Genomic DNA, 25,353 nt, shown 5'->3' with positions numbered 1-25,353 from the left:
TGGATTAGCCGTGAGCTTAACGCAAACCCGCACGTTGCGCGGCGCGGTCGATAGCGGCGGCAACCTCGGGCGCTGCCACGACCTGCGGCATATGCCCGATGCCTTGAAGTTCAATCAGTTCGGCACCGGGGATTTCGTCGATCAAGCGGTGTGAATGCCATTCAAGACCAACGGTGTCATCGGCGGTGCCGTGAACGATTTCGGTGGGGACGTTAATCTCGCCATACCGGGGTTGCAGAGCCGTCACCTCTTCCAACAAGTTGGCGCGCTGCTTGGCATTGGCGTGCATCGAGGCGCGGCGCATGGTCAGGCCGGGGCCGAAGTGATCGGCATAACCCTCGGGAGCTGTCTGCGGCGCGAACACCCGGTCCAGCGCCTGTTCGACATACCAATCGGGTGCAAAAGCGGTGATCAGCGGCAGGGTTGCCGCGCTGCCGACTGAGGTGGAAGCCAGTCGGTTGAAACCGTCCAAGGGCGTCTCCCACGGGATCGCCGCAGGTGCGATCAAGACCAGCGCGGAAATGTTGTCAGGCCGCGTTACCGCCCAGGCAAGCGATACCGATCCGCCATAGCTTTGACCTGCAACAATAGGTTTTTCGGCCCCAAGTTGAGCCGCGGCCTTCTGCAGTATTTTCGCTTGCTCTTCAATGGTTTCTCCGTCCGGGTTGAAGCTGTTGCTGTAGCCCAATCCGGGGCGGTCGAACACGATGACGCGGTAGTTTTCGGCCAATATTGGGGCCAGCGCAAAGGTCATGTCGCGTGTATTGCCACTGGAGCCGTGGAGCAGCACCACGTCCGGCCCTTCGCCCATCACAACGGCATGGACGGGAATGCCATCGACCTCGACAATCTGGCCTTCGGGGGGAAAGGCCGCCTCGGCGCGGGCCTCGTTCCGGACCGCGCGCCAGGTTGCGACGACCCACAGCATGACCATCACGGCCAGAACTATGATGCCGACGCGTAGCATTGGCTCAGGCCCTCAGATCAGTTTGATCGACGCCAATCCGGTTGATGTCGTAGGGGGTTGTGCCGTAAATCTCGCTGATCCAGTTGCCATAAAGCAAATGTGCGTGGCTGCGCCATCTGTTCTGCGGTGTCTGGGTCGGGTCGTCATCCGGGTAATAGTTCATCGGCACGTTGATCGGCGTTCCATTTGCAACGTCGCGGTCATATTCCTGCTTGAGCGTATCGCTGTCATATTCGAAGTGGTTGAAGATATAGAGCGCCCGGTGCGCCCGATCCTCGACTAGACACGGCCCTACATCATCACTGCCCAGCAAGGTCACCAACCCGCTTGCGGCATCGATCTCATTCTGCTTCATCTCGGTCCAGCGGCTGACCGGGATCACGCAATCATCCGAGAACCCGCGCAGGAACGGCGAGGCCGGGTTGAGGTTCGAATGGCGGAAACAGCCGAAAGCCTTGGCGTCCAACATATGTTTCTGCACGCCGTGGAAATGGTTGATCATTGCCATCCCGCCCCAGCAGACGCCAAAGGTTGAATGCACGTTGGTCTGCGTCCACTCGAACACCTCGCGCATCTCGTTCCAATAGGTGACGTCGGTGAAGTCCAGATGCTCGATCGGAGCGCCAGTGATGATCAGGCCATCAAACTTCTCGTCCTTGACGTCCCGAAAGGGGCGGTAGAACTCGGCCATATGCTCGGCCGCGGTGTTTCTGGTGCGATGCTCGGTCATGCGGATCAATGATAGGTCGATCTGCAGCGGAGTCGCCCCGATCAGGCGCGCGAACTGGTTTTCGGTCTGGATTTTCTTGGGCATCAGGTTCAGCAACCCGATCCGAAGGGGGCGGATGTCCTGACGCATCGCCTGATCCTCGGCCATGACCGAGACGCCCTCTTTTGTGAGGACGTCAAAAGCAGGAAGGTCGGCGGGAATCTTGATCGGCATCAGGTGCAAGCCTTTGGAGTTAAACTGTAGAAGCGGAAATTAAGCGCGGTTCGCGCGGGTCTCAAGGGTGCGTTCGATCAACTCATCGAAATCAGCGGCGTCGCGCACCTTGTGCATGTCGTCGGCGGTAACGGCGACCCCCCAATTCTCGGCCATAGCCTGATAGCGCGGCTGACGATGCGCCAGCGCCTTCGCATAGGTCCAGCGGATAAAGGCGTCGGGATCCACGTCCTCGGCCTGGCAATCGTTCAGGGTTAGGTAGTCGCCCCAGACGCGGGTCAGAAATTCGGGCTGATAGGACATCGGCTTGGGCGCTTTATCAAAGCGGCGGATCAGTTCGGCGGTGTGGTCCTCATCGCCTTGTATCCAGATCATCAGGGTCTGACGGGACAAATCTGACAGAACATGGTCGGCCGGATCATTGGGGTCCACCCATTCACAAATCGATCCACCCGTGTCGCAGATGAAGTTCGGGTATTGATACAGACGCCGCGCACGGTCGATGAAATATTCAGTGTCCAGCAGGGCATGGATTTCAGCCAGACGGAATTGTTCCTGCCGGCGGCGGTATTCGTGCAGCTCCATCCCGCCGAGATCGGGATTGCCGGGCTTGCCCAGATAGGCGGCCACCGGAGTCAGGTTCTCGAATGTTATATTCGATCCGATATAGATCGAATCCGACAGCAGGAGATCGCGCAGGAACGGGACCTTCATCGCCTCTGCCTTGGCGTTGTCGGCGATGTATTCACCCATGTAACGCGTGCCGATGCGGTAATCGATCGAGTAATGGAACCAGTCGCCTGAATCGCGCAGGACGTTGGACACATAGGTCTTGCCCAGCCCCGACATGCCGAAAAACAGCACCTTTTTCCGCGCCGCGCCGCGCCAGTCCTCTGCCGAGCTGTAGATCATCGTCTGCTGTCCCTTTTTGACCTAGCTAAAACGGGCAGCGGGCGGCGTCAATCGCGCGCGCCTGCGCGATTGAGGATCAGCAACCCCAGCGCAAGGATCGCGAAGCCCAGAAAGGCTTGTGGGGGCAGCGCCTCATCCCGCAGAACGGCACCCAGCACGATCGCGACCGGAGGGATGACAAGTGTGACCAGCAACAGGTTGCCCGCACCCGCCATGGCCAGAACGCGATAGTACAGCAGATAGGCTCCGGCGGTGGCAATCAGGGCGTAATAGCCAACCGCTGCCCATGTGATCAGGGGTAAGTCCAGGTTTGGTACGCCGTCGACGACCAGCGTGATCGGCAGGATCAGCAAGGTCGATCCGGTCAGCATACCGGCCGCGGCGACGACGGGCGGCAGGTCGGACAAGGTGACCCGCGCCCAGGCACCGGCCAGCGCGTAGGATACCGTGCCTGCGATTATGGCCAGTTGCGCCATGCTCTGCAGATCGAAACTGGCAAAGTTGCGTATCCCGATGGCAATCGTGACCCCAAGAAACCCAAGCCCAACTCCAACCGCGCGTCCCCGGGTGAGGCGTTCGTCCTTGAAAAACAGTGCCGCGACGATGACCCCGAAAATGGCCGTCATTGCGTTCAGAATCGAGGTCAGGCCGGTCTCGATATAGAGCTGCCCCCAGGCCATCAGGGAAAACGGAATTGCGTTATTCAGTAGCCCCATGACCAGAAATGCCAGCCAAACGCGGGGGCTGCGGGGAACGGCCAGCCGCCGAAATCTCACCACAAGCCAAAGCACCAGCATGGCCCAGAAAACCCGATGAAACACCGAGGTCATCACCGGAATCGTGTCCAGCGCGATGCGGATTGATAGGAACGATGCGCCCCAGATCAGGCCCAGCAACAGAAGCTCGGCCCATGCTTTCGGTGTGAGGTGTTTTTGTGCAGCCATGCGATCTTTTCGCATCCCCTGCGCAACCGTTCGACCCGAAACTTGCGCAAAGAAAAACCCCGCCGGAAAAGCGGGGTTTGTCTGTTCTTGGTGCGTTGGATCAGCCCAGCGAGTAGGTGATCTGGAAACCGACACTCCACGCGCTGTTGCCGCTGAAGTCGGCTGTCTGGCCAAATCCGCCATCCGCAGTCGCATCACCGATGTCGGTGTAGCGAACACCACCGGAGATCTGCGCGTTTTCAAGCGTATATGTGCCGCCCAGACCGATGCTCCAGAACCCGTCCGTGGGCCCGAGGTTGGACACCGGTTCGCCCTCGTCGGTTTCGTACCCCAGCGTCACAGCGCCGGCGAATTGATCGGTGAACTGGTAGCCGAGGCCGAGCGAGTAGGTGAATGTCGCGTCGTCGTAGTCAACCAGCGGTCTGCCGACGATACCAATATACGCTGGCGGAGAGTAGTTCAGCTGCGGCCAGTCCACCCAGCGGATCGAACCAAACAGCAGGGTCTTGGGTGCAACGCCGGTCTGGAAGTCCAGGTTGATGGACTGGGGCGTTTCGATTTCGCTGGATGTGTCAACCGACGCAACGGTTCCCGGCGGGACCGGCGGGATCGGGAGCGGGTTGAACGACTCGTTCTGCGACAGGTCGTGTGAGATTTTCGAGTTGTAGGTGAGTGCCACACGGGCCGCGATCTCGGGCTTTTCCCATGCCACGCCGACAACGTAGCCGAAAGCGATGTCCCGATCCGAAGACACCTCGTACCCCGCAGCAGCAGGGACCGTGACCGAGGCTTTTACGCGCTGCGCCCGCACGCCGCCGATTGCACTGAACCCGTTGTCGAACTTATAGCGCAGCAGGGCGGTAATCGCTTCGGTGTCCGCCTTGGCTTTCAGAGTATTACCGGTGCGGCCGAACGGAACGGGGTTGATGGACAGCGGATAGTCATCCGCGTATTCGATGTCAGCCCCAAACGGTTCGTCATACATGATTGCGAAATCAAGTTGTTCCGTGAGTGCGGTCTTGTAACCGAGATGCGGGGTGAAGAAATCATTCGCCACGCTGCCCGAGTCCACAACTTGTCCATTTGTCGGGCTGCCGGGGTTTGCATCAAGTAAGCTGCCGCTAACGCTTGGGTTGGTGTATCCAAGCCGGAACTGAGCGACCGATCCTTCTTCGAAGATCAGGTTGATGCCCTGGCCGCTGCGATCCAGGCCGCCTGCATAGGCCGCAGTCGCCCCAACGCTGAGTGCGCACGCCTGTAATAGCGCTTTTTTCATCATGTCCTCCCTTAAGGTCTCCTGTAGGTCAGGCACGGGTTATTGAGTGGTTACGATCGACCTGACTTGTGGTGCTCGATACTTTCTTAAGGCCTATTGAACCGTCAACTGGTGACGGTGCGTTATTACTGCTGATTGTGGTGTGAATCTGTTGCTAAACTGTTACGATTCTCAGCCTGAACGTTCATAAAGATGCCGGAAAAGATCACGGCGGCCCCTAGCAGGGTCCAGTGATCCAATGGCTCGTGATACAGAATCATGCCGATTACCGCGATTGTCGGCAGGCGGGCAAAGTCGAATGGCACCACCACGGTTGCAGGGGCGATGGCCAGCGCGTTGGTGATGCAGTAATGCGCCAAAAGGCCGGCCAGGCCCACGAGTAATAAAAAAGGCGCGGTGGCGGGCGTGGGCAGGGCAATCTGCCCGTCGATCCCCGCCGCGATCAGACCCAAAACCGCCTGCATGACGGTCAGCCAGAACATGATGCAGCCGATGCTGGCAAACCGCGTCAGGGTCTTGGTGGAAATGGTTGTCAGGGCGAAGAAAACCGCTGACAGAGCGGCCGTCAGTACGCCTGCGCTCAGGGGGACGGCGCCGGGGCGGGCGACGATCAGGATGCCGGCAAAACCAATCAGGGCGGACATCACCCGAACCGGCGTCAGCCGTTCTTTCAACAGCAGCGGCGACAGCAGGATGACCCAGATGGGCTGGGTGAACTCCAACGCAAAGACCTGTGCCAGAGGGATGACCGTCACCGCATAGAACCACAGGTTCTGGCCGGTGAAGTGCATCAGGTTCCGGATACCGTGCAGACCCAGTCTGTATGCCGAGACCTGATGCCATTTGCCGGTCAGCGACAGAATCAGTGTCACGACGCAGATGCCGACCAGGCTGCGGTAGAACATGATCTCAAAAGTGTCATGGGTGACGCTCAGCTCTCGACCGGCAACGGCCATGGACGAGAACGAGGCAATTGCCCCGGTCATCCAAAGCGCGGCCTTGCCGATCTGCGGTTTGCTGCTGTCCATTCACCTGCCTGCGGGAATCGCTGGTTTCTGACTGAACTTAAACAAAAAAGCCGGGACGATGCCCGGCTTTTCGTTATTCCCACTCGATCGTTCCCGGAGGTTTCGAGGTGATGTCATAGGTGCATCGGTTGATGCCCTTGACCTCGTTGATGATCCGCGTGGCGGTCTCGCCAAGGAATTCGTGGGTGAACGGGTAATAGTCAGCAGTCATGCCATCGACCGAGGTCACCGCCCGCATGGTGCAGGCATAGTCATAGGTTCGCCCGTCGCCCATCACGCCTACCGTTCGGACGGGGAGGATGGCCACGAAGGCCTGCCAGATTTCGTCATAGAGCCCATGCTTGCGAATTTGGTCGATATAGACCGCATCCGCCTCGCGCAGGATTTCCAGTTTCTCTCGGGTGATCTCGCCGGGACAGCGGATTGCCAGACCCGGTCCGGGGAAGGGGTGACGGCCGATAAAGCTGGCCGGCAGGCCGAGTTCACGACCCAGGGCGCGGACCTCGTCCTTGAACAGCTCGCGCAGGGGCTCAACAAGTTTCAGGCCCATCTTCTCCGGCAGGCCGCCGACGTTGTGGTGCGATTTGATGGTGACCGACGGTCCGCCCGAGAACGAGACCGATTCGATGACGTCAGGGTACAGCGTACCTTGCGCGAGGAACTCGGCGCCTTCGATGGTGTCGGCATGTTTCTGGAAAACGTCGATGAACAGCTTACCGATGATCTTGCGCTTGGTCTCGGGGTCGGACTGGCCGTCCAACTCGCCCAGAAACAGATCGCTTTCATCCGCGTGGATCAGTTGGATGTTGTAGTTATCGCGGAACATGCCGACGACTTCTTCGGCTTCGTTCTTGCGCAGCAACCCGTGGTCAACAAACACACAGGTCAGCTGATCGCCAATCGCCTCATGGATCAGGATCGCCGCGACCGAGCTGTCGACGCCGCCGGACAGGCCGCAAATGACCTTTTTGTCGCCGACCTGTTCGCGGATCTTGCGGATCATTTCATCGCGATAGGCGCCCATGGTCCAGTCGCCATCGAACCCGGCCAGCTTGACGAAATTCTCATACAGCTTCGCGCCCTTCGGGGTGTGGTGCACCTCGGGGTGGAACTGAACGGCATAGAAGTGGCGGTTGGTGTCGGCGGTGATCGCAAAAGGCGCGTTGGGCGAGGTGCCAAAAACCTCAAACCCCGGGGCGATTTCGCTGACGTGGTCGCCGTGGCTCATCCAGACTTGTTCGTCACCGTCAGCGAACCAGCCACCCAGAATGTCCAGCTGACTTTTCGGGGTGACGAAGGCACGTCCAAACTCGGCGGTGCCGTGGCCGCTTTCGACCTTGCCGCCAAGTTGGTGCATCATCACCTGCTGGCCATAGCAGATGCCAAGGATCGGCACGCCATAGTCAAAAATCTCTTGCGGGGCGCGGGGCGAACCCTCGCGCGTCACGCTGTCGGGCCCACCCGAGAAGATCACGGCCTTTGGCGCCATTTCGCGCACAAAGTCCATCGTGACATTCTGGTAGGGGTGGATTTCACAATAGACATTCAACTCGCGCAGGCGGCGTGCGATCAGCTGCGTCACCTGGCTGCCGAAGTCGATGATCAGAAGGCGGTCATGGGATGTCTGGCTCATGACTGGCTCTTAGGTCGCGCGGCGTCTATGTGCAAGCGTTATGAAGGCGTTTCCAGCCAGATACAGTGGGAGACCGGATCAATGACCGCAATTCGTTTCGAGAACGCGACACAGGAAGACGCCGGGGCGATCATTGACTGCATCGCGGCGGCTTATTCGAAAGCGCGCGAGATCATTGCCGATTTACCGGATGTGACTGCGGGTATTGAGCGGGATATCTCGGATCATCGGGTGGTGTTGGCCCTGATGGATGAAGAGTTGGCCGGAGTGATCATCTTCGCGCGACAAGGTGACGAGATGAAGGTTTTTAACTTGGCCGTTTCGCCAAAGGCCCAGGGGCAGGGCGTCGCCGGAAGACTGCTTGCGCTGGCTGAGGCCGAAGCGTGCGAGGCGGATTGTTCGCGTATGGTATTGCGTACTCACCGTCTTATGCGGGATACGCGCGCGGTTTATGCGCATCTGGGTTGGGTGGAAACCGAAGTCACCGGCAATTCCGTCGCCCTGAATAAAGCAATCTGAACAGATCAGCCCATTGATTCCGACTTTTCACTACCGCGGTGGGAGGCGCGGCTGACATCCGCCCGGTAGCTCCAGATCGCGATGACGGACCAGCACAATATGTAGAATATGCCCGTAATGATGAGCGCCTCGCCGGGAATGGGGCCGACGTCGGCACGGTCGATGGCCTGCGAAAAATTCTCGACCGGGCTGGGGTGGACCGAGATCTTCACGCAGAAGGCCAGGCTCTGGATCAATAGAATCCACAGGTAGTTCCTGCGAATTCGCCGCCCGATCGCGACCATCAGGCTGACGTGGTAGCGCGGGTGCAGATAGTCCTGCGCCAAAACCTTTTGCCAGTTCTCCTCCATGTGCAGATCGCCGTCATACAGCAGCGGCGCGTAGAAATGGGTCTCAAGCCATCTGGCGCGGGCGCGCCACACGTTGAAATACCGGTAGCGCCGCGCTTCGAGCATCAGGAACAGGATGATCAGAACGCCCACAAGAACCAGCGGCAGCGGAGAGGCCTCGGGCGAGGAAAAGGAGATCGACAGCGCAACACCCAGCGTGACGACCGCCCAGTTCGTCGTCGTATCCAATCTCGTGCGCCAGATGGTGCTGCGGTAAACTTCGCCCCGATACAGGTGTGCAACGGCGCCAATTTCAGCCGCATCAAGGGATTTTCGTTCAGCTTCAGGAGAGGGGGTTTTTTGCGTTTCCGATTCCATGTCCCTATCATGAACATCAGGGGAAATGGGTCAAAACAAAATAGAAGTGGCCCACATGTCGCTTTTACCCCTATTGCGCCGCAATCCACTTCTGGTGTGATTGGCGGTTCCGGTAACACGATTTGCAACGTGAACATACTAACGGGATTATCTCATGGCAGAGGCAAACACCCGACGCAGAGCCAGAGGCGGTGGCGGAGCCGCCCGCCGGGCCGAGCGCACCGCGGTTCGTATCGAAACGGCGAAGTACATCGAACGGAATATTCCGAATTTCGAGGTTCTCAACGAAGAGGCGTTGGAGATCATCGAAGCCAACGCGGAAACCATTCTGGCCGAGGTTGGCGTCAACTTTGTTGACAATCCGGCCGCGCTGCAGCGTTGGAAAGACGCTGGCGCCGATGTTGACGGTGAGCGCGTACGCATTCCGCGCGGTTTGGCGCGTGAACTGATCAAGACAGCGCCCAGCCAGTTTACCCAGCACGCCCGCAATCCCGAGAAATCGGTTGTCATCGGCGGTCGCAATCTGGTTCTGGCGCCGGTCTATGGACCTCCGTTCGTGCGCGACAGTCACGGCGGTCGTCGCTATGCGACCATGGACGATTTCAATAAGTTCGTGAAACTGGCCTATATGTCCAAGTGGCTGCACCACTCGGGCGGGACCGTGTGTGAACCGACCGACGTTCCGGTGAACAAGCGTCACCTGGACATGCTGATGGCGCACATGACCCTGTCGGACAAGCCGTTCATGGGCTCGGTCACCGATCCCAGCCGCGCGCAGGATTCGATTGATATGTGTGGAATCCTGTTCGGCAAAGAGTTCGTGCAGGAAAACACTGTCATGACCTCGTTGACCAACATCAACTCGCCGATGACTTTCGACGATGTGATGATGGGCTCGCTTGAGGTCTATGCGAAGAACAATCAGGCCTGCATCATCTCGCCCTTTATCGTGGGTGGGGCGATGGCACCGGTTTCGGTTGCCGGTACGCTGACGCAGGTTCTGGCCGAGGTCATGGCCGGCGTGGCGTACAGCCAGATCATCCGCCCGGGTGCTCCTGCGATCTTTGGTGCCTTTGTGTCGTCGATCGACATGAACTCGGGCGCGCCGACCTTTGGGACGCCCGAGGCGTCTATGGTCACCTATGGCGCGGGTCAGCTGGCGCGGCGTCTGAACCTGCCGTTCCGCTCGGCCGGATCGTTCTGCGGCTCGAAACTGCCGGATGCGCAGGCTGCGTATGAAACCGCGAACTCGCTGAACATGGGTCTGATGGCCGGTGTGAACTTCATGCTGCACTCGTGTGGCTGGCTGGAAGGCGGCTTGGTTGCGGACTTTGAGAAGTTCGTCATGGATGCCGATCAGTTGGGCGTTCTGCACGGTCTGGCCAAAGGCGTTGCCTATGACGAGAACGCGCAGGCCATGGAAGCAATTCGCGAAGTTGGCCCCGGTGGCCACTATCTGGGTTGCGCCCATACTCAGGCCAACTTCAAAGATGCGTTCTGGAAAAGCGAATTGCTGGACTACAAGCCCTTCGAGACCTGGGAAGACGAAGGCGCGCGCGACACGCGGACATTGGCCGCCACGCGGGTCGAGCATCTGCTGGCGAACTACCAGCAGCCGCAACTCGACCCGGAAATCAACGCCGCGCTGAACGAATACGTGGCGGAAAAGAAAGCATCCATGCCGGATGCCTTCACCTGATCACTGATATTGCGAGGCGCGGCTGGCTTGATACAGCTGCGCCTCGCCCAGCAATGCGATCAGCAAGTCCAGATGACGCACCAGCGAATAGGCTGCGTCTTCTTCCAAGCGCTGCGCGTTAACCTCTCGCTCCATTTCCATCAGCCGAACCAGTGCCGCACCGGTGCCGGGCAGCGCGCCGTATCCCAGAATACGTTGCAGATGACGTTCCCGGTCATAGTCCTGCGCCCCGAATTTCGCGGCCCGTGCCAACAGGCGAGGGCGGCGGAGGGTGGTAATCATGGTCATCAGGTCCTGCATCTCGGGGGTTCCTTGTTCGAGTAGAAGTTGCCCTGTTTGTCACACAACCTAAGCGGGTGTTGCCTTGATTGGGTTCGCGCCGAACTCTGACTTCATGAGTGTTTATGTTTTTGAATCAAATCTGGTTCTTGTCCCCGCGGGTTAACGAACGAGTAACGAAAGCAACTCTAGTTAGAATTGGTTAACGAACTCATCGGGGGCGATTGAGAACAGACTGGTGTTTCGACGAGGGCAAGGAACTATGGAAAACAACATGGCTTTCACCATTCCGGCTTGGGTACCTGAGGGGGCGCAGAGATATCTTGCCCACACAGAGACCGGCCAGTCGATCCGCGATATCGCGCGATCTGCGGGGTGCCATGCTTCGACCATTCTCAGACAGATCAGACGGATCGAAATGCGGCGAGACGATCCTTTGGTGGATGCTGTGCTGCAATCGCTGGCCGAGACGCATTTTGCCGATCCGGAAACCGGCGCAGGCGACACGTTTGCAGCGACACAAGAGGACACCGCAGCCGCCAGGGACGAGGAATTCAACCGTGAAGCCCTGCGGATTCTACGTCGGTTGTGTGAAACGGGGTCGGTTCTGGCGGTGGCCGAGGAAATGGACAAGGCCGTTGTGGTCCGCGACACCGGCGACACCGGGGCCACCAGAACCGCCGTGGTTGAGTGCAGGATCGCGCAGGCACTGGCCCTGAAGGACTGGATTTCCTGTGACAATCCGGGCCGGATTTCGCGCTATCGCATTTCGTCGGCGGGCCGAACCGCGCTGAGCCGTCTGATTGCCGAGGCCGAAAACAAGGCGCGTGAACGCAATGAATTTGGCATGGCCGAAGCACCCGCTTCTTTCCAGGCGCAAATGGTTCCGGGGCAGGGCGCGGCTGCGAAACCCGACCGACCAAGGCGCATTCGGTACAGCGCGGCGGAAAGTCCTTTGATTGCATTGGCACGCAGGCGGGACCGGGATGGCAAACCATTTCTGGATGAAACGCTGGTCGCTGCGGGCGAGCGTCTGCGTGAGGATTTCGAACTGGCGCAAATCGGCCCGCAGGTCGCGCAGAACTGGGATCATTTTCTCACCGCCGGAGGGCGCGGCAGTTTCAAAAGCGAGGCCCATGGCGGGCGGGGTTCGTCCGACGCGCGGGATCGTGTGGAACATGCCTTGTCGGATCTCGGGCCGGGGCTGAGTGACGTGGCGCTGCGCTGCTGCTGCTATCTTGAGGGGCTGGAGCTGGCTGAAAAACGCATGGGCTGGTCGGCGCGGTCGGGCAAGATCGTGCTGCGGATCGCGCTGCAGCGACTCAAGCGGCATTACGAATGCCAGTCAGAGCGCAATCGTATGATCGGGTGATATGTTTTGGTTGCGCTTGTGCGGTCAAGTGATAGTCACAGGTTATGAATTTCACTCTCAGACAATTGCAGTATTTCAGCGCCGTCGCCGAACAGCGAAATTTCGGTCGGGCGGCGCAGACCTGCCATGTGTCTCAGCCCGCCTTGTCGGTGCAGATCAAGGCGCTGGAGGAAAGTCTGGGCGGGCCGCTATTCGAACGCCAGGCCCGCGACATCCTGCTGACTCCGTTGGGGCGCGACGTGCTGGACCATGCGCGTCAGGTTCTGGGGGCCGCCGACAGGCTGGATCAATTCGCCAGGGACCGGTCTGGCGGGCATAGGTCGCTGGCGATTGGGATCATTCCCACAATAGCGCCGTATCTGCTGCCCGGCGTATTGGCCGGATTGCGTGCCTCGGACGTGTCGCTGCGCGTGCAGGTACGTGAGGCCAGAACCGAGCGCCTGCTGACCATGCTGCGCGCCGGGGAAATCGACGCCGGCGTCGTGGCCCTGCCAGTTGGGGGAAATGAACTGTTCGAACTGCCCCTGTTTCAGGATCGGTTCCTTCTGGCCGGAAGCACGGCGCGTCTGCAGGGGATGGCAACAAATCCCGAGGCCCTGCGACCGCTGGACCTGCAAACCGCACAATTGATGTTGTTGGACGATGGCCACTGCCTGACGGATCAGGCGCTTGATGTCTGCGGGCAAGACCGCAGCAGCGGGCTGATCAATATGGGTGCGTCCTCACTGGCAACCCTGTCGCGACTGGTTGCCGAAGGCTTTGGTCTGACCCTGATGCCCGAGCTTGCCGCGCGGTCGGAATCCGAGGCTGTGCCCGGGTTGAAACTGATGCGCTTCAGCACGCCTCAACCGGCGCGGACCGTTGGCTTGGTGCGGCGTGCGTCGACAGGAGGAGAGGACTGGTTCGACGGACTGGCCCAGGTCATCCAACGGGTCGGCGAAGACATCGTGACCGCGACCCGCACCTGAAAACGAAAAGACCCGCCGATGGCGGGTCTTTTGTATTGGATCGCTGAAAAGCTTAGGCCAGAGCCGGTTCTTTGGCTTCGTCCAGGTGCTTTTTTAGGTTTTCCGGCGAGGACACGCCATAGGGATCTTCGGGGCAGTTGTCCATCAGGCCGGGCTCTTCGAACCATGCCTCGACCACGCCGTTGTTGACGATGGCAGCATAGCGCCACGAGCGCATGCCAAAGCCCAGATTGTCCTTGTCGACCAGCATACCCATTTTGCGGGTGAACTCGCCCGAGCCATCCGGGATGACCTTGACGTTTTTCAGGCCTTGATCCTGCGCCCATTTGTTCATGACAAAGCTGTCATTCACCGACATGCAGTAAATCTCGTCGATGCCTTTTTCCTTGAATTCGGCATAGCCGTTTTCAAAACCGGGCAGCTGGTAGGTCGAACAGGTGGGGGTGAACGCACCGGGCAGCGAGAACAGGATCACCCGTTTGCCAGCAAAGTAATCTGCGGTGGTCTTGTCTTCCCAACGAAACGGGTTGGGGCCTTCGACGGCCTCGTCACGGACGCGGGTGTGAAAGGTTACGTCAGGCAGGTTGGTACCGGATTTCATGCTCAATTTCCTGTGATTCATCTGTGAACTGCCGAAGATTTAAAACAGTTCTAAATTGGCTTCAACGTGATTGTTGACGCGAACGCGAATTCTGGCGAAAACCGCAAAGCGTGCTGTTTTTAATAGAATTTTGCCGGGATTTCCCCGGTGTTTTTCTGCAAGCGCATAGTGCGCTGTTATGGCAGCTATGCACGGGTGGCGTAGCTAAGCGCTGCAGTTTATATTATGTCGAAGCAAAGTGACCCAAAGTCAGGAAAGCCGACCGTGCGTGATCTGAAGATCCCCGAACAACGTCATCCCGAAAAGGCGCATCGCCAGGACAATGCGCAGCCGAAAAAACCCAAGTGGATTCGGGTGAGGGCCCCAGGTGGGAAAGGGTATGCCGATACCCACAAGATCATGCGCGAGAACAACCTCGTGACGGTCTGCGAAGAGGCCGGGTGCCCGAATGTCGGCGAGTGTTGGAGCCAGGGCCACGCCACCATGATGATCATGGGCGAGATTTGTACCCGTGGCTGCACATTCTGCAACATCGCGACCGGTCGCCCTGACGATCTGGATGCGTTCGAACCCGGTCGGGTGGCTCATGCGGTGCAAAAACTGGGGCTGAACCACGTCGTCATCACCTCGGTGGACCGGGATGACCTGACAGATGGCGGGGCAGAACATTTTGCGCAGACCATCCGTGCGGTGCGTCACCGCTCGCCGAAGACGACGATCGAAATTCTGACGCCGGACTTTCTGAAATGTGACCCGTCTGTTCTGGAAGTTTTGGTCGAGGCGAAGCCGGATGTGTTCAACCACAATCTTGAAACCGTCCCCGGCCTGTATCCCGAAGTGCGCCCCGGTGCGCGCTATTTCCATTCGCTGCGGCTGTTGCAGCGGGTAAAGGAGATGGACCCGTCGATCTTTACCAAATCCGGCATCATGGTCGGCTTGGGAGAGGACGAGCAACGGGTCCGACAGGTCATGGACGATATGCGTGCGGCCGATATCGATTTCCTGACCATCGGCCAGTATCTGCAGCCGACACCCAAGCACCACGGCGTTGATCGTTTTGTCACGCCCGAGGAATTCGCGTCGTACGAGAAGGCCGCTTTTGGCAAGGGATTCCTGATGGTATCTGCGACGCCTCTGACCCGGTCGTCCTATCACGCCGGGGATGACTTTGCCCGCCTGCGCGATGCCCGTCAGAAAAAGCTGGAGCAAGGGTGACACCCGATACATTTGCTTGGCTGACCTGGCTGCGCCACGAACTGCATCAATACCCCGAGATTTCCGGGCAGGAGGAACAAACCGCTGCCCGGATTGCGGATGAACTGCGCGCCCGAGGTGCTGATCAGGTGCTGACAGGTATCGGCGGACATGGTGTGGCGGGCGTTTTCGACAGCGGTCAAGCCGGGACAACCGTTGCCATTCGGTGCGAGTTGGACGGGTTGCCGATTCAGGAAATCTCTGACGCGGATTATATCTCGCGTGTTCCGGGCAAGGGGCATCTGTGCGGGCATGATGGCCATATGACGATGGTTCTGGGCGTGGCCGAGCATCTGGCCCAAACCCGCCCGCAAACGGGCCGCGTGGTTTTGATTTTCCAACCGGCCGAGGAAACCGGGCAGGGTGCCATCGCCTTTCGGGCCGACCCAACGTTTGCCGAAATCGCGCCCGACTTTGTGTTTGCACTGCATAACCTGCCGGGCGTGGCGCAGGGGGATGTGTTGCTGTGCGAAGGGCCTGCCAATTGTGCTTCGCGTGGTATGAAAGTTGTTCTGACCGGCAAGACCTCACACGCAGCGGCGCCGCAGGATGGGATTTCACCGGCTGAGGCGCTGGCCACTCTGATGCCGCAACTGGCGGAGATGGGGAAGGGTGGGCCTCTGGATGCCGAGTTTGCCCTGACGACCGTGACCCATGCCAGCCTGGGCGAACCGACCTTTGGCGTTGCTCCTGGGCAAGCCGAGCTGTGGGTGACCCTGCGCACTGTCGCTGACGCACGGATGCAGGACCTGATGAACGAGGCCGAGGCGTTGGTGGCGCGGGTTGCCTCGGATCAAGGGCTGGGGTGCAAAATCGTTTATGAAGACGTGTTCGAGGCCTGCGTAAACGCGCCCGAGGCCGTTGATGTTCTCAGCCGATCTTGCAACGAAATGGGGGTGCCCTGCACCTTGACACCCAGCCCGCAAAAGTTCTCGGAAGATTTCGGACAGTTCGGCAAGGGCGCCAAATCTGCGATGTTCTGGCTTGGCTCAGGCGTGGATCACCCGCAACTGCACAACCCCGATTACGATTTCCCGGATGCGCTGATTCCGGTGGGAACCGGGGTTTTCCTTGCTGCGATTCAACAGGTTCTGGGGCCGCTTAGCCCTCGGTAAAGCGAACCTTGCCGATGAATGGCAGGTTGCGATTGCGCTGCGCGTAGTCGATTCCGTAACCCACGACGAACTCGTCCGGTATTTCGAATCCAATCCAATCGGACCGGAAATCAACCTCGCGCCGGCTGGGTTTGTCCAGCAGGGCGATGGATCTCAGCCGCGCGGGTTTGCGACTGCGCAGCAGGTTGGTCACGTGGTTCAGCGTGTGACCGGTATCGACGATATCCTCGACGACCAGAACGTCGCGGCCTTCAATTGCGCCGCGCAAGTCCTTGAGAATGCGAACTTCCCGGCTGCTTTCCATCGAATCGCCATAAGAAGAGGCTTCAAGAAAATCCACCTCGATCGGCAAGTCCAGTTCCCGCACCAGATCAGCAATGAAGACGAAACTGCCGCGCAGCAGGCCAACAACAACCAGCTTGTCAGTATTGCCGAACTCGGCGGTGATCTCGCGGCACAGCTCCTCGATCCGGGCGGCGATGGCCTTGGCCGAGATCATCTCATCTATCACATATGCGCGGTCGCTCATCGCTGCCCCCTTGATCTTTGGCGCGCAACATACGAAATCACGCGGCATTGTCACCAGTTAATACCGGACGCCATGCCTACCCATTCGGAAACCCGCCACCTGCCGTATACGGCGCAACAGATGTACGATCTGATTGCGGATGTGGCGAAATACCCCGAGTTTTTGCCCTGGTGTGCCGCCGCCCGCATCCGACGGACCTATGCCGCAGGTGAGGCGCAGGTGATGGAGGCGGATCTGGTCATCTCGTTCAAGGTGTTCCGTGAAAGGTTCGGCAGCCGGGTGACGCTGTTCCCCGACCAGATGAAGATCGACACTGAATACCTGGACGGCCCCTTCAAATACATGAAGTCCGACTGGCAGTTCGCGGACGCGCCCGAGGGTGGGTGCAACGTGTCCTTCCACGTGGATTTCGAATTCAAGAACGCCATCCTGCAGGGCATCATTGGCGTCGTATTCAACGAAGCCATGCACCGGATCGTTCAGGCGTTCGAGACCCGCGCCGCGGATTTGTACCACTAGGTCTTTACCCGCAAACGGCGCACGCTAGACTGCGCCCATGAGCGATTTTTCCACTTCTCTGGCTGCGTTCGCGGCAGGTCCTGTCGAGACGACTTTGCAGACACGGGTCGTTACCTCTCTGTCCGTTCTGGACTGGGTTGCCGTGGGGCGCGCCGGGGCTGCTGAGACGGTCTCAAAGTCTGTGCGTGATCTGGTGCTGGGCGAAGAGGGCGCGGCGCAAGCGCATCTGTTCGGCGGCGGCGCGGCTCCGATGCGCGGGGCGGCCTTGGTCAATGGCACCGCGTCGCACGCGCTGGACTATGACGACACGCATTTTGCCCATATCGGGCACCCTTCTGTTGCAGTTTTACCCGCCGCTTTGGTGCTGACCGAATGGGATGACCGCATTCTTGTCGACTTCCTCGAGGCCGCGCTGGTGGGGATGGAAGTTTCGATCCGCATGGGTCTGTGGTTGGGCCGCGACCATTATCAGGCAGGATTCCATCAGACTGCGACAGCAGGCGCGTTTGGTGCAGCCGTTGCAGCGGGCCGCATCCTGGGCTTTGAGGTTGCACAAATGCGCAAAGTGCTGGGTCTGACGGCGACCCGCGCCGCTGGCCTCAAGGCGCAGTTTGGTACGATGGGAAAACCTTATAACGCTGGTCTCGCGGCCTCGGCCGGTGTTGAAGCCGCCTTGCTGGTCGCAAAAGGCTTTGAACCCAACACGGATGCGTTGGAGGGGCAGTATGGTTTTGGCGCGACGCATAGCGGTGAGGGGGATGCCCCAACCGCTTTGGACGGGTTGGGCGAGGAATGGTTGTTCGAGAGCATCAGCCACAAGTTCCACGCTTGCTGTCACGGCCTGCACGCCGCACTTGAGGCCGCGCGCGATCTGGACATTGCTGAACCCGAAGTGGCCAAGATCAAGGTCAAGACCCATCCGCGCTGGATGAGCGTTTGCAACCAGATATCTCCGACCACGGGTCTGGGGGCCAAGTTTTCGTACCGGACGGTGATCGCCATGCAGGCGCTTGGCTATGACACGGCGTTGCCCGCCAGCTATACGGACAAGGTCTGCGCGGACCCACGCCTGAAGTCCCTGCGGGATCGGGTGTCGGTCGAAGCGGATGAAACGCTGTCAGAAACGCAGGCGCATCTGACCTTGTTGCGCCGCGACGGTGCACGGCTTGAGGCAACCCATGATTTGTTGGCGCCGATGAGCTTATCGGACCGCGAAGACCGGGTGCGCGGCAAGGCCGCCAAGCTGATCGGAAGCGAAGAGGCGGACGCGATCTGGTCGATGCTGCGCACCGGTGGCCGCGCCCGCGATCTGGCAAAAAGACTGGCGGATTAGATCACGCGCCAATGCAGCGGAAAGCCCGGATCAAAGACGGTTACCGGACCCTCGCCGGATTCGATCTTGTCCGGGTAAACGACGGGCTCCCCTTTGGTCACGGTGATGGTGCCCTCGTTCACCGGCAGGCCGTAGAACGAAGGCCCGTTCAGCGAAACAAACCCTTCAAGCTTGTCCAAAGCGTTTTCGCGTTCGAACATCTCGGCCACCAGAGACATGGTGTTCGTCGCCGTGAAGCACCCGGCGCACCCACAGGCCATTTCCTTGTTCGCATCCGTATGCGGCGCGCTGTCAGTACCCAGGAAAAACCGCGCATCGCCCGAGGTCGCAGCGGCCAGCAACGCCAGCCGGTGCTCTTCCCGCTTGGCGACGGGCAGGCAGTAGTAGTGGGGCTTGATGCCACCCACCAGAATGTGGTTGCGGTTGATGATCAGGTGGTGCGCGGTGATGGTCGCGCCCAGATCGGTCTCGTTGGCCTTAACGTAGTCCACGCCGTTGGCGGTGGTGATATGCTCCATCACCACGCGCAGGCCCGGGGTGGCCTTGCGGATCGGGTCCAGAACACGGTCGATGAACACGGCCTCACGGTCAAAGATGTCGATTTCTGCATCGGTAACTTCACCGTGGACGCACATGGGCAGACCGATCTCAGCCATCTTCTCCAGCACCGGTCGCACCTTGTCGAAATCCCGCACGCCCGAGGCCGAGTTTGTCGTGGCCCCCGCCGGATACAGCTTCACCGCCTTGACCAGCCCGCTGGCATGGGCCGCGGCCACATCGTCCGCATCGGTGTCCTCGGTCAGGTACAAGGTCATCAGCGGCTCGAACGTCATGCCTTCGGGCAGGGCGGCCATGATGCGGTCGCGATAAGCGGCGGCCTGATCGCCGCGCACGACCGGCGGCACAAGATTGGGCATGATGATCGCGCGGGCAAAATGGCGCGCGGTTTCGGGCAGGACGGCCTGCAACATCGCGCCATCGCGCAGGTGCAGATGCCAGTCGTCGGGGCGGCGGATCGTGATGCTATCGGTCATGGCGCCTCCGCTATCACACAGGCCGCGCGCGGGAAAGGCCTTGTCAACGCACCCGATCGCCGTAAGTCCCGGAATGACCACGGCCTTGACGCGCGCGCGCCGCCGTGACCTGTTGTGCCGAGGGAGAGACATGACATGATGCAACCAAATTCCATCGACGCCGTTCAGAACATGCTGGGCGCGCAGGGCTATGTCTGCGGCCGGGCACTGGCCACGGTTGTGTTCCTGTCGCTGAAGCTGGGCCGTCCGCTGTTTCTGGAAGGCGAGGCCGGGGTGGGCAAGACCGAGATCGCCAAAGCGCTGGCGGCAGGCCTGAACCGGCGCCTGATCCGGTTGCAATGCTACGAGGGGTTGGATGCTTCGTCCGCCGTCTACGAATGGAACTTCCCGGCGCAGATGGTGGCAATCCGAACCGCCGAGGCATCGGGCGGTGCGGATCGTGGCGCGTTGCAAGATGAGCTGTTTTCAGACGAGTACTTGATCGAACGCCCTCTGCTGCAGGCGATGCGCCCGGATGAAAATGGCGCCCCGGTCCTGCTGATCGACGAACTGGACCGCACCGACGAACCTTTCGAGGCCTTCCTGCTGGAGGCGCTCAGCGATTTTCAGGTCACCATCCCTGAACTGGGCACCGTGAAAGCCCCGGAACCGCCCATCGTCATCCTCACCTCGAACCGCACGCGCGAGGTGCATGACGCGCTGAAGCGCCGCTGTCTTTATCACTGGGTCGATTACCCCGATTTCGACCGCGAAATCGAAATCCTGCACGCCCGCGCCCCCGAGGCCGCCGAGGCGCTCAGCCGTGAAGTAGTCGCCTTTGTCCAGCATCTGCGCACCGAGGATCTGTTCAAGAAACCCGGCGTGGCCGAGACCATCGACTGGGCCAAATGCCTGCTGGCTTTGGACGTGATCAACCTCAGCCCCGAGGTGATCGGCGACACGCTGGGCGCGATCCTGAAGTACCAGGACGACATCCAGAAACTGCAGGGGTCCGAGGCGAAACGGATTCTGGACGAGGCCAAAGCCACGTTGGAACCGACCTGATGCTTCATCTTTTCCCAAATACTCCGGGGGTATGGGGGCAGCGCCCCCATGACGCCTGATGGCAGAACAACTCCTCCTCGATATTCCCGACAACCCGAAACTGGCGCAGAACATCACCCATTTCGCGCGGGCCTTGCGCAAGGCTGGATTGCCGATTGGAACGGGGCGGGTGGTCGACGCGATCCGCGCCGTGCAGGCGGCCGGGTTCACGGCAAAGCAGGATTTCTACTGGACTCTGCACGCCTGTTTCGTCAGTCGACCTGAGCATCGGACGGTGTTCGCACAGGTTTTTCGCCTGTACTGGCGCGACCCGCGTTACATGGAACACATGATGGCCATGATGCTGCCCGCCATCCGTGGCGTGCAAGAGGAACGCAAAGCCGATCCGGCCGAAAAACGCGCGGCCGAAGCGCTGCTGGACGGCGTTGAACGCGACTTGTCCGAGGCGGTCGAGCAGGAAGAAGAGACCGAGCTGGAGATTGACGCCTCGCAAACCGCGTCCTCCGAGGAACGGCTGCGCAGTCTGGATTTCGAACAGATGAGCACGAGCGAGATCGCACAGGCCAAACGTATGCTGGCGCGGTTGACGTTGCCGGTGAAACCCATCGACTCCCGGCGGGGTCAGGCCAGCCATACCGGCCATCGCATCGACCGCGCCCGCACCTTGCGCGCAGCGATGCGTCAGGGCGGAGAGCTGCGCAATATCGCGCGCCTGAAGCCCAAACCGCGCTGGCCGAACCTTGTAGTGTTGTGTGATATCTCGGGATCAATGAGTCAGTACAGCCGGATCATCCTGCATTTCCTGCACTCGGTTTCGAACGCCAAAGGCGCCGGTTGGGCCAGGGTCCATGCCTTCACTTTTGGCACACGGCTGACCAATATCACTCGCCACCTGCAGCAGCGCGACGTGGATGCCGCGTTGGCCGCTGCCGGGGCCGAGGCGCAGGACTGGGAAGGCGGTACGCGGATCGGAGAATGCCTGCACGCGTTCAACCGTGACTGGTCGCGCCGGGTCATGGGGCAGGGGGCGGTGGTGTTGCTGATCTCGGACGGGTTGGACCGTGGTAACCCCGAGGCATTGGGAAAGGAAATGGATCGGCTGCATTTGTCTGCACGCCGTCTGATCTGGCTGAATCCGCTGCTACGCTGGGATGGGTTCGCCCCCAAGGCGCAGGGCGTTGCTGCGATGCTGCCGCATGTGGACAGCTTCCGCGCGGGGCATTCGATTGTGTCGCTGGAAGACCTTGCCGCCGTCATCTCACAACCCGACGACGTCGGTGAGAAAGCGCGGCTGATGACCGCGCTTTCGGGGTGATTAGCCGCCCACCTGTTCTTCGTTGCACTTCCGCGCCATTTCCATGGCCTTGTAAGTGCCGGTCAGATCGACGGTGAAGGCAAATTCTTTCTCGGGAAACACGACCATAACCTTCTGCTTGGCAATGTCTTCCGCGAACTGAGGGTCATCGGACAGGACATATCCGCCGGAATACCCTTTGGTGATATTGCCCTTTATGCCGGTGGCTTCACCCAGATAGATGCTGTCACCCAGAAGGATGGCCACGGCTTCTTTCTCGCCGCGCTTGATGTCGGTCTTGGCCTTGGTAAACACACCCACATAACCGACGCTGCGGTCTTCGGTCAGCCCCATCTGAACCACGTTTTCCGAGTCATCTACAGCTTCGATCAGGCAGGACTTCTTGTCCTGATCGATGAAGATTTTCCATCCCTCGACTTCACCATAACGCAGGAAAGTATCCGCGCTGACCGCAGTCGACGCCAGCAGACCGATTGCCATTCCGAGTGTAAAAATGCGTTTCAACTCTCTGTCTCCTTTGTGAAAAATTAATATGCGCATACTGGAATGCACCAGCCGCGCGTGTAGGCTAGAATCAGGCCTGCTGACAATCAATCCTTTGCGTAAACCGAGGGTTCCTGGGCTTTATCGTGCCGAAGGTCCGATAAATTGGAACCCAGCAACACCCCGCGGGGCATGGGTTCCTTTTCATCGCGTCAAACCTGCCTATGTTGGGGCTGAACACTCCGGGAGGGTGCAATGGACAGATTCGACAATAGCCCTGAAACGGCCCTGTGCTGGTACAGCGACGGAAGACCTGTTGCATTGGCCACGGTGGTCGAGACCTGGGGCAGTGCGCCGCGGCGCGTGGGCGCTCAGCTGGTCATCGGCGGGGACGGTCGTATCGAAGGATCGGTCTCGGGCGGCTGTGTCGAAGGCGCGGTTGTGGTCGAGGCGCTTGAGGCGATCGACGAGGGCGAGGCGCGGCTGTTGGAATTCGGCGTCAGCGACGAGGATGCCTTTGCCGTCGGGTTGGCCTGTGGCGGAACCATCCGTGTGTTGGTCGAACCGGTGGGCAAGGTGCTGCCCGAACCGATGCTGCGCGAACTGGTCGACGCCCGCGCCCGGCGTGAACCCCTGGCCTATGAGGTGAATATCGAAACCGGTCATCGCGCTCTGCGGCGCAACGCCTATGCGAACCGGCTGCGCATGGATCGGTCGGGGTTCGAGGAAGACGGCCAGACCTTTGTGGCGGTGCATAACCCGCCACTGCGGCTGATCATCGTTGGCGCGGTGCATATCGCGCAGGCATTGGTGCCGATGGCGCGGATCGCCGGTTACGATCCGGTCATTATCGACCCGCGTGATGCCTTTGCATCCAGCGCGCGCTTTCCCGGTGAGACGATCCTGACCGACTGGCCGGACGAGGCGGTTGCCAAGCTGGGGATGGATGCGCGGACGGCCGTGGTGCTGCTGACCCATGACCCCAAGCTGGATGATCCGGCGCTGCAATCTGCGCTTCGGGCAGGGGTGTTCTATATTGGCGCTCTGGGCTCGACCCGGACCCATGCCAAACGGGTGGCGCGGATGAAAGAGGCCGGTTTCACCGACGCACAGATCGCGGGCATCCACGGCCCGATTGGTCTTGACATCGGTGCTGCGGACCCGTCGGAAATCGCGGTGTCCATACTGGCGCAAATGACAGCCGTCTTGCGGGGCAAAGCGTGAAGTTCGGCCCCGTTCCCGTCGATCAGGCTGCCGGAGCAATCCTGGCTCATTCCGTTAAGGTCGGTGATACAAAACTGCGCAAGGGCCTTCTGTTGACCACCGAGCACCAGACGGCATTGGCCGCAGCCGGACATAGTTCAGTCACGGTCGCCCAACTGGATCCCGGAGACTGTCACGAAGACAAAGCGGCCGGGAGGCTGGCCGACGCACTGGTCCCCGATCCCAGCGCTGCAGCGTTGCGGGTGACACAACCATTCACCGGCCGGGTGAACCTGTTGGCAGATGGGCCGGGGGTTGCGGTTCTGGATGTCGCGGCGCTCGAGGCGTTCAATCAGGTCAACCCGATGATCACCGTGGCCACTGTACCGCAATACCAGCAGATGAGCGCGGGCGGCATGGTTGCGACGATCAAGGTGATTTCCTACGCCGTTCCGGGCGGAGACGTTCTAGAGGTGTCGCGACTGGCGAAGGGTGCGATCCGTCTTGCCACGCCGGTCTACCGAAACGCCGGGCTGGTGGTAACCGACATTCCCGGCGGGCCACCGAACGAGAAAGGCATTGCTGCGATTCAGGGGCGGGTGGAGGCCCTTGGGTTGGAACTGGCCGATATCCGTATTGTCCCGCACCAGACAGAGGCGCTGTCGAGGGCCATCATGGAAACGCAGGGCGATGTTGTGATGATCCTGACCGGCTCGGCCACCTCGGATGTGTCCGACGTGGCGCCTCAGGCACTTCGTGCTGCGGGCGGGCAGGTGGACCGTTTCGGAATGCCGGTCGATCCGGGGAACCTGTTGTTTCTGGGGGGGCTCGGCGAACGCCCGGTGATCGGGTTGCCGGGATGTGCGCGGTCTCCGGCGTTGAACGGGGCGGATTGGGTCCTGTCGCGGGTCGCCTGCGGGATCGCGACGACCGGCGCGGATATTGCGGCGATGGGCGTTGGCGGGCTGCTCAAGGAAATCCCGACACGACCGCAGCCGCGTGCGTCGCGGCGATAATTTGCCTTCTCAAGACCGCGCTTTACCTGTGATGACTGGCCAAGTGGCTGACCAAAACAGTCGCTAAATATTTTTGTTCTCAAACAAAAATTCCCGTGTTTAACTCGGCGCAGGGAGAGTTTCATTTTGGGAGGAACATATGACACAGGTCTCAATGACCGTGAACGGTAAATCCGTGAGCGGTGATGTCGAGGGCCGGACGCTGCTGTCCAGCTTTCTGCGTGATCACCTGTCGCTGACCGGGACCCATGTGGGCTGCGATACTGCGCAATGCGGCGCCTGTGTGGTCCACGTGAACGGTGAGGCAGTCAAATCCTGCAATATGCTGGCGCTCGAGGCAGATGGGGCCGATGTCGGCACGATCGAGGGACAAGCGAACGCGGATGGCTCGCTGAATGTCATCCAGCAGGCGTTTCAGGATCACCACGGGCTTCAATGCGGGTTCTGCACGCCGGGCATGGTGATGAGCGCTGCGGCGCTGTTGAAAGACAACCCGCGCCCGTCTGAGGCTGAGATACGGAAGTATCTGGAAGGCAACCTGTGTCGTTGCACCGGCTATCACAACATCGTCAAGGCGATCATGGCCGCATCCGGTCAGGACGTCAGCAAAATCGCTGCCGAATGATGCCGCTGCGGGCGTCGGGGGAGACGCCCGTGGGA

Annotated in this window: 26 protein-coding genes; 13 read left to right on the top strand and 13 right to left on the bottom strand. The window is 60.1% G+C overall.

Annotated elements, in window-relative coordinates:
• Positions 1-16 precede the first annotated feature (16 nt).
• The 7 genes from ACR0NT_RS01520 to guaA all read right to left on the bottom strand — a co-directional run bounded on the left by ACR0NT_RS01520 (position 17) and on the right by guaA (position 7,703).
• Positions 17-967 (bottom strand): alpha/beta fold hydrolase, encoded by a 951-nt coding sequence (locus ACR0NT_RS01520; RefSeq protein WP_170671223.1) that lies wholly within the window; start codon positions 965-967, stop codon positions 17-19.
• 4 nt (positions 968-971) lie between these two features.
• The gene (metA, locus tag ACR0NT_RS01515; protein WP_170442343.1) at positions 972-1,910 is read right to left on the bottom strand and encodes a homoserine O-acetyltransferase MetA; all 939 of its coding nucleotides are present in this window, start codon (positions 1,908-1,910) and stop codon (positions 972-974) included.
• Positions 1,911-1,949: 39 nt separating this feature from the next.
• Positions 1,950-2,822 carry an ATPase gene (locus ACR0NT_RS01510; RefSeq protein WP_170671225.1) on the bottom strand — a complete coding sequence of 291 codons (873 nt, stop codon included), beginning with the start codon at positions 2,820-2,822 and terminating at the stop codon, positions 1,950-1,952.
• Between the two features lie 47 nt (positions 2,823-2,869).
• Positions 2,870-3,766, bottom strand: a complete 897-nt coding sequence (locus tag ACR0NT_RS01505) for a DMT family transporter (protein ID WP_170671227.1) — start codon at positions 3,764-3,766, stop codon at positions 2,870-2,872.
• Positions 3,767-3,866: 100 nt separating this feature from the next.
• A complete protein-coding gene (locus ACR0NT_RS01500; RefSeq protein ID WP_170671229.1) occupies positions 3,867-5,042 on the bottom strand; it encodes an outer membrane protein transport protein in 1,176 nt (391 codons plus the stop codon).
• A 125-nt stretch (positions 5,043-5,167) separates the two neighbouring features.
• Positions 5,168-6,070 carry a DMT family transporter gene (locus ACR0NT_RS01495; RefSeq protein ID WP_170671231.1) on the bottom strand — a complete coding sequence of 301 codons (903 nt, stop codon included), beginning with the start codon at positions 6,068-6,070 and terminating at the stop codon, positions 5,168-5,170.
• A gap of 73 nt (positions 6,071-6,143) precedes the next feature.
• On the bottom strand, positions 6,144-7,703 hold the full coding sequence (guaA, locus tag ACR0NT_RS01490; RefSeq protein WP_170671233.1) for a glutamine-hydrolyzing GMP synthase: 1,560 nt from the start codon (positions 7,701-7,703) through the stop codon (positions 6,144-6,146).
• Between the two features lie 81 nt (positions 7,704-7,784).
• Between guaA and ACR0NT_RS01485 the strand changes: the two genes are divergently transcribed.
• Positions 7,785-8,222, top strand: a complete 438-nt coding sequence (locus tag ACR0NT_RS01485) for a GNAT family N-acetyltransferase (RefSeq protein WP_170671234.1) — start codon at positions 7,785-7,787, stop codon at positions 8,220-8,222.
• 5 nt (positions 8,223-8,227) lie between these two features.
• Here ACR0NT_RS01485 and ACR0NT_RS01480 read toward each other — a convergent pair whose 3' ends face one another.
• Positions 8,228-8,929, bottom strand: coding sequence for a DUF2270 domain-containing protein (locus ACR0NT_RS01480; RefSeq protein WP_170671236.1), 702 nt, complete (start codon positions 8,927-8,929; stop codon positions 8,228-8,230).
• 154 nt (positions 8,930-9,083) lie between these two features.
• Here ACR0NT_RS01480 and ACR0NT_RS01475 point away from each other — a divergent pair, with 154 nt between their 5' ends.
• Entirely contained in the window at positions 9,084-10,628 is a 1,545-nt protein-coding gene (locus ACR0NT_RS01475; protein WP_170442367.1) for a trimethylamine methyltransferase family protein, read from the top strand.
• Here ACR0NT_RS01475 and ACR0NT_RS01470 read toward each other — a convergent pair whose 3' ends face one another.
• Positions 10,629-10,928 (bottom strand): DUF6477 family protein, encoded by a 300-nt coding sequence (locus tag ACR0NT_RS01470; RefSeq protein WP_170442370.1) that lies wholly within the window; start codon positions 10,926-10,928, stop codon positions 10,629-10,631.
• 241 nt (positions 10,929-11,169) lie between these two features.
• Here ACR0NT_RS01470 and ACR0NT_RS01465 point away from each other — a divergent pair, with 241 nt between their 5' ends.
• Entirely contained in the window at positions 11,170-12,279 is a 1,110-nt protein-coding gene (locus ACR0NT_RS01465) for a DUF6456 domain-containing protein (protein WP_170671238.1), read from the top strand.
• Positions 12,280-12,323: 44 nt separating this feature from the next.
• A complete protein-coding gene (locus ACR0NT_RS01460; RefSeq protein ID WP_170671240.1) occupies positions 12,324-13,247 on the top strand; it encodes a hydrogen peroxide-inducible genes activator in 924 nt (307 codons plus the stop codon).
• A 52-nt stretch (positions 13,248-13,299) separates the two neighbouring features.
• Here the strand turns inward: ACR0NT_RS01460 and ACR0NT_RS01455 are convergent, their stop codons facing one another.
• On the bottom strand, positions 13,300-13,848 hold the full coding sequence (locus tag ACR0NT_RS01455) for a peroxiredoxin (protein ID WP_170442379.1): 549 nt from the start codon (positions 13,846-13,848) through the stop codon (positions 13,300-13,302).
• A gap of 264 nt (positions 13,849-14,112) precedes the next feature.
• Here ACR0NT_RS01455 and lipA point away from each other — a divergent pair, with 264 nt between their 5' ends.
• Together lipA and ACR0NT_RS01445 are read left to right on the top strand one after the other, a co-directional pair.
• The gene (lipA, locus tag ACR0NT_RS01450) at positions 14,113-15,063 is read left to right on the top strand and encodes a lipoyl synthase (protein ID WP_170671242.1); all 951 of its coding nucleotides are present in this window, start codon (positions 14,113-14,115) and stop codon (positions 15,061-15,063) included.
• Entirely contained in the window at positions 15,060-16,217 is a 1,158-nt protein-coding gene (locus ACR0NT_RS01445) for an amidohydrolase (RefSeq protein ID WP_170442384.1), read from the top strand. The genes lipA and ACR0NT_RS01445 overlap by 4 nt, the downstream gene beginning before the upstream one ends.
• On the opposite strand, the gene hpt is transcribed toward ACR0NT_RS01445, so the two are convergent.
• Entirely contained in the window at positions 16,204-16,746 is a 543-nt protein-coding gene (gene hpt / locus ACR0NT_RS01440; protein WP_170442387.1) for a hypoxanthine phosphoribosyltransferase, read from the bottom strand. The genes ACR0NT_RS01445 and hpt overlap by 14 nt on opposite strands.
• Before the next feature lie 72 nt (positions 16,747-16,818).
• On the opposite strand from hpt, the gene ACR0NT_RS01435 reads away from it, so the two are divergent.
• Positions 16,819-17,265, top strand: coding sequence for a type II toxin-antitoxin system RatA family toxin (locus tag ACR0NT_RS01435; RefSeq protein ID WP_170442391.1), 447 nt, complete (start codon positions 16,819-16,821; stop codon positions 17,263-17,265).
• 37 nt (positions 17,266-17,302) lie between these two features.
• A complete protein-coding gene (locus ACR0NT_RS01430) occupies positions 17,303-18,598 on the top strand; it encodes an MmgE/PrpD family protein (protein ID WP_170671244.1) in 1,296 nt (431 codons plus the stop codon).
• Here ACR0NT_RS01430 and pyrC read toward each other — a convergent pair.
• Entirely contained in the window at positions 18,595-19,632 is a 1,038-nt protein-coding gene (pyrC, locus tag ACR0NT_RS01425; RefSeq protein WP_170671246.1) for a dihydroorotase, read from the bottom strand. The two genes, ACR0NT_RS01430 and pyrC, sit on opposite strands and share 4 nt — an antisense overlap.
• Before the next feature lie 135 nt (positions 19,633-19,767).
• On the opposite strand from pyrC, the gene ACR0NT_RS01420 reads away from it, so the two are divergent.
• Both ACR0NT_RS01420 and ACR0NT_RS01415 read left to right on the top strand, forming a co-directional pair.
• Positions 19,768-20,676 (top strand): AAA family ATPase, encoded by a 909-nt coding sequence (locus ACR0NT_RS01420; protein ID WP_170671248.1) that lies wholly within the window; start codon positions 19,768-19,770, stop codon positions 20,674-20,676.
• A gap of 58 nt (positions 20,677-20,734) precedes the next feature.
• Positions 20,735-21,991, top strand: coding sequence for a vWA domain-containing protein (locus ACR0NT_RS01415; RefSeq protein WP_170671250.1), 1,257 nt, complete (start codon positions 20,735-20,737; stop codon positions 21,989-21,991).
• Here the strand turns inward: ACR0NT_RS01415 and ACR0NT_RS01410 are convergent, their stop codons facing one another.
• Positions 21,992-22,495: a hypothetical protein gene (locus ACR0NT_RS01410; RefSeq protein ID WP_170671252.1), complete on the bottom strand. Its 504-nt coding sequence runs from the start codon at positions 22,493-22,495 to the stop codon at positions 21,992-21,994.
• Positions 22,496-22,729: 234 nt separating this feature from the next.
• On the opposite strand from ACR0NT_RS01410, the gene ACR0NT_RS01405 reads away from it, so the two are divergent.
• From ACR0NT_RS01405 to ACR0NT_RS01395, 3 genes are all read left to right on the top strand, one after another.
• Entirely contained in the window at positions 22,730-23,698 is a 969-nt protein-coding gene (locus ACR0NT_RS01405) for an XdhC family protein (RefSeq protein ID WP_170671254.1), read from the top strand.
• Positions 23,695-24,693 (top strand): molybdopterin-binding protein, encoded by a 999-nt coding sequence (locus ACR0NT_RS01400; protein ID WP_170671256.1) that lies wholly within the window; start codon positions 23,695-23,697, stop codon positions 24,691-24,693. The genes ACR0NT_RS01405 and ACR0NT_RS01400 overlap by 4 nt, the downstream gene beginning before the upstream one ends.
• Positions 24,694-24,832: 139 nt before the next feature.
• Positions 24,833-25,318 carry a (2Fe-2S)-binding protein gene (locus ACR0NT_RS01395; RefSeq protein WP_170671258.1) on the top strand — a complete coding sequence of 162 codons (486 nt, stop codon included), beginning with the start codon at positions 24,833-24,835 and terminating at the stop codon, positions 25,316-25,318.
• Positions 25,319-25,353: the final 35 nt, after the last annotated feature.

The sequence above is a fragment of the Ruegeria sp. AB10 genome (assembly GCF_056542745.1).
This window is presented reverse-complemented; position numbering and strand designations above follow the sequence as displayed.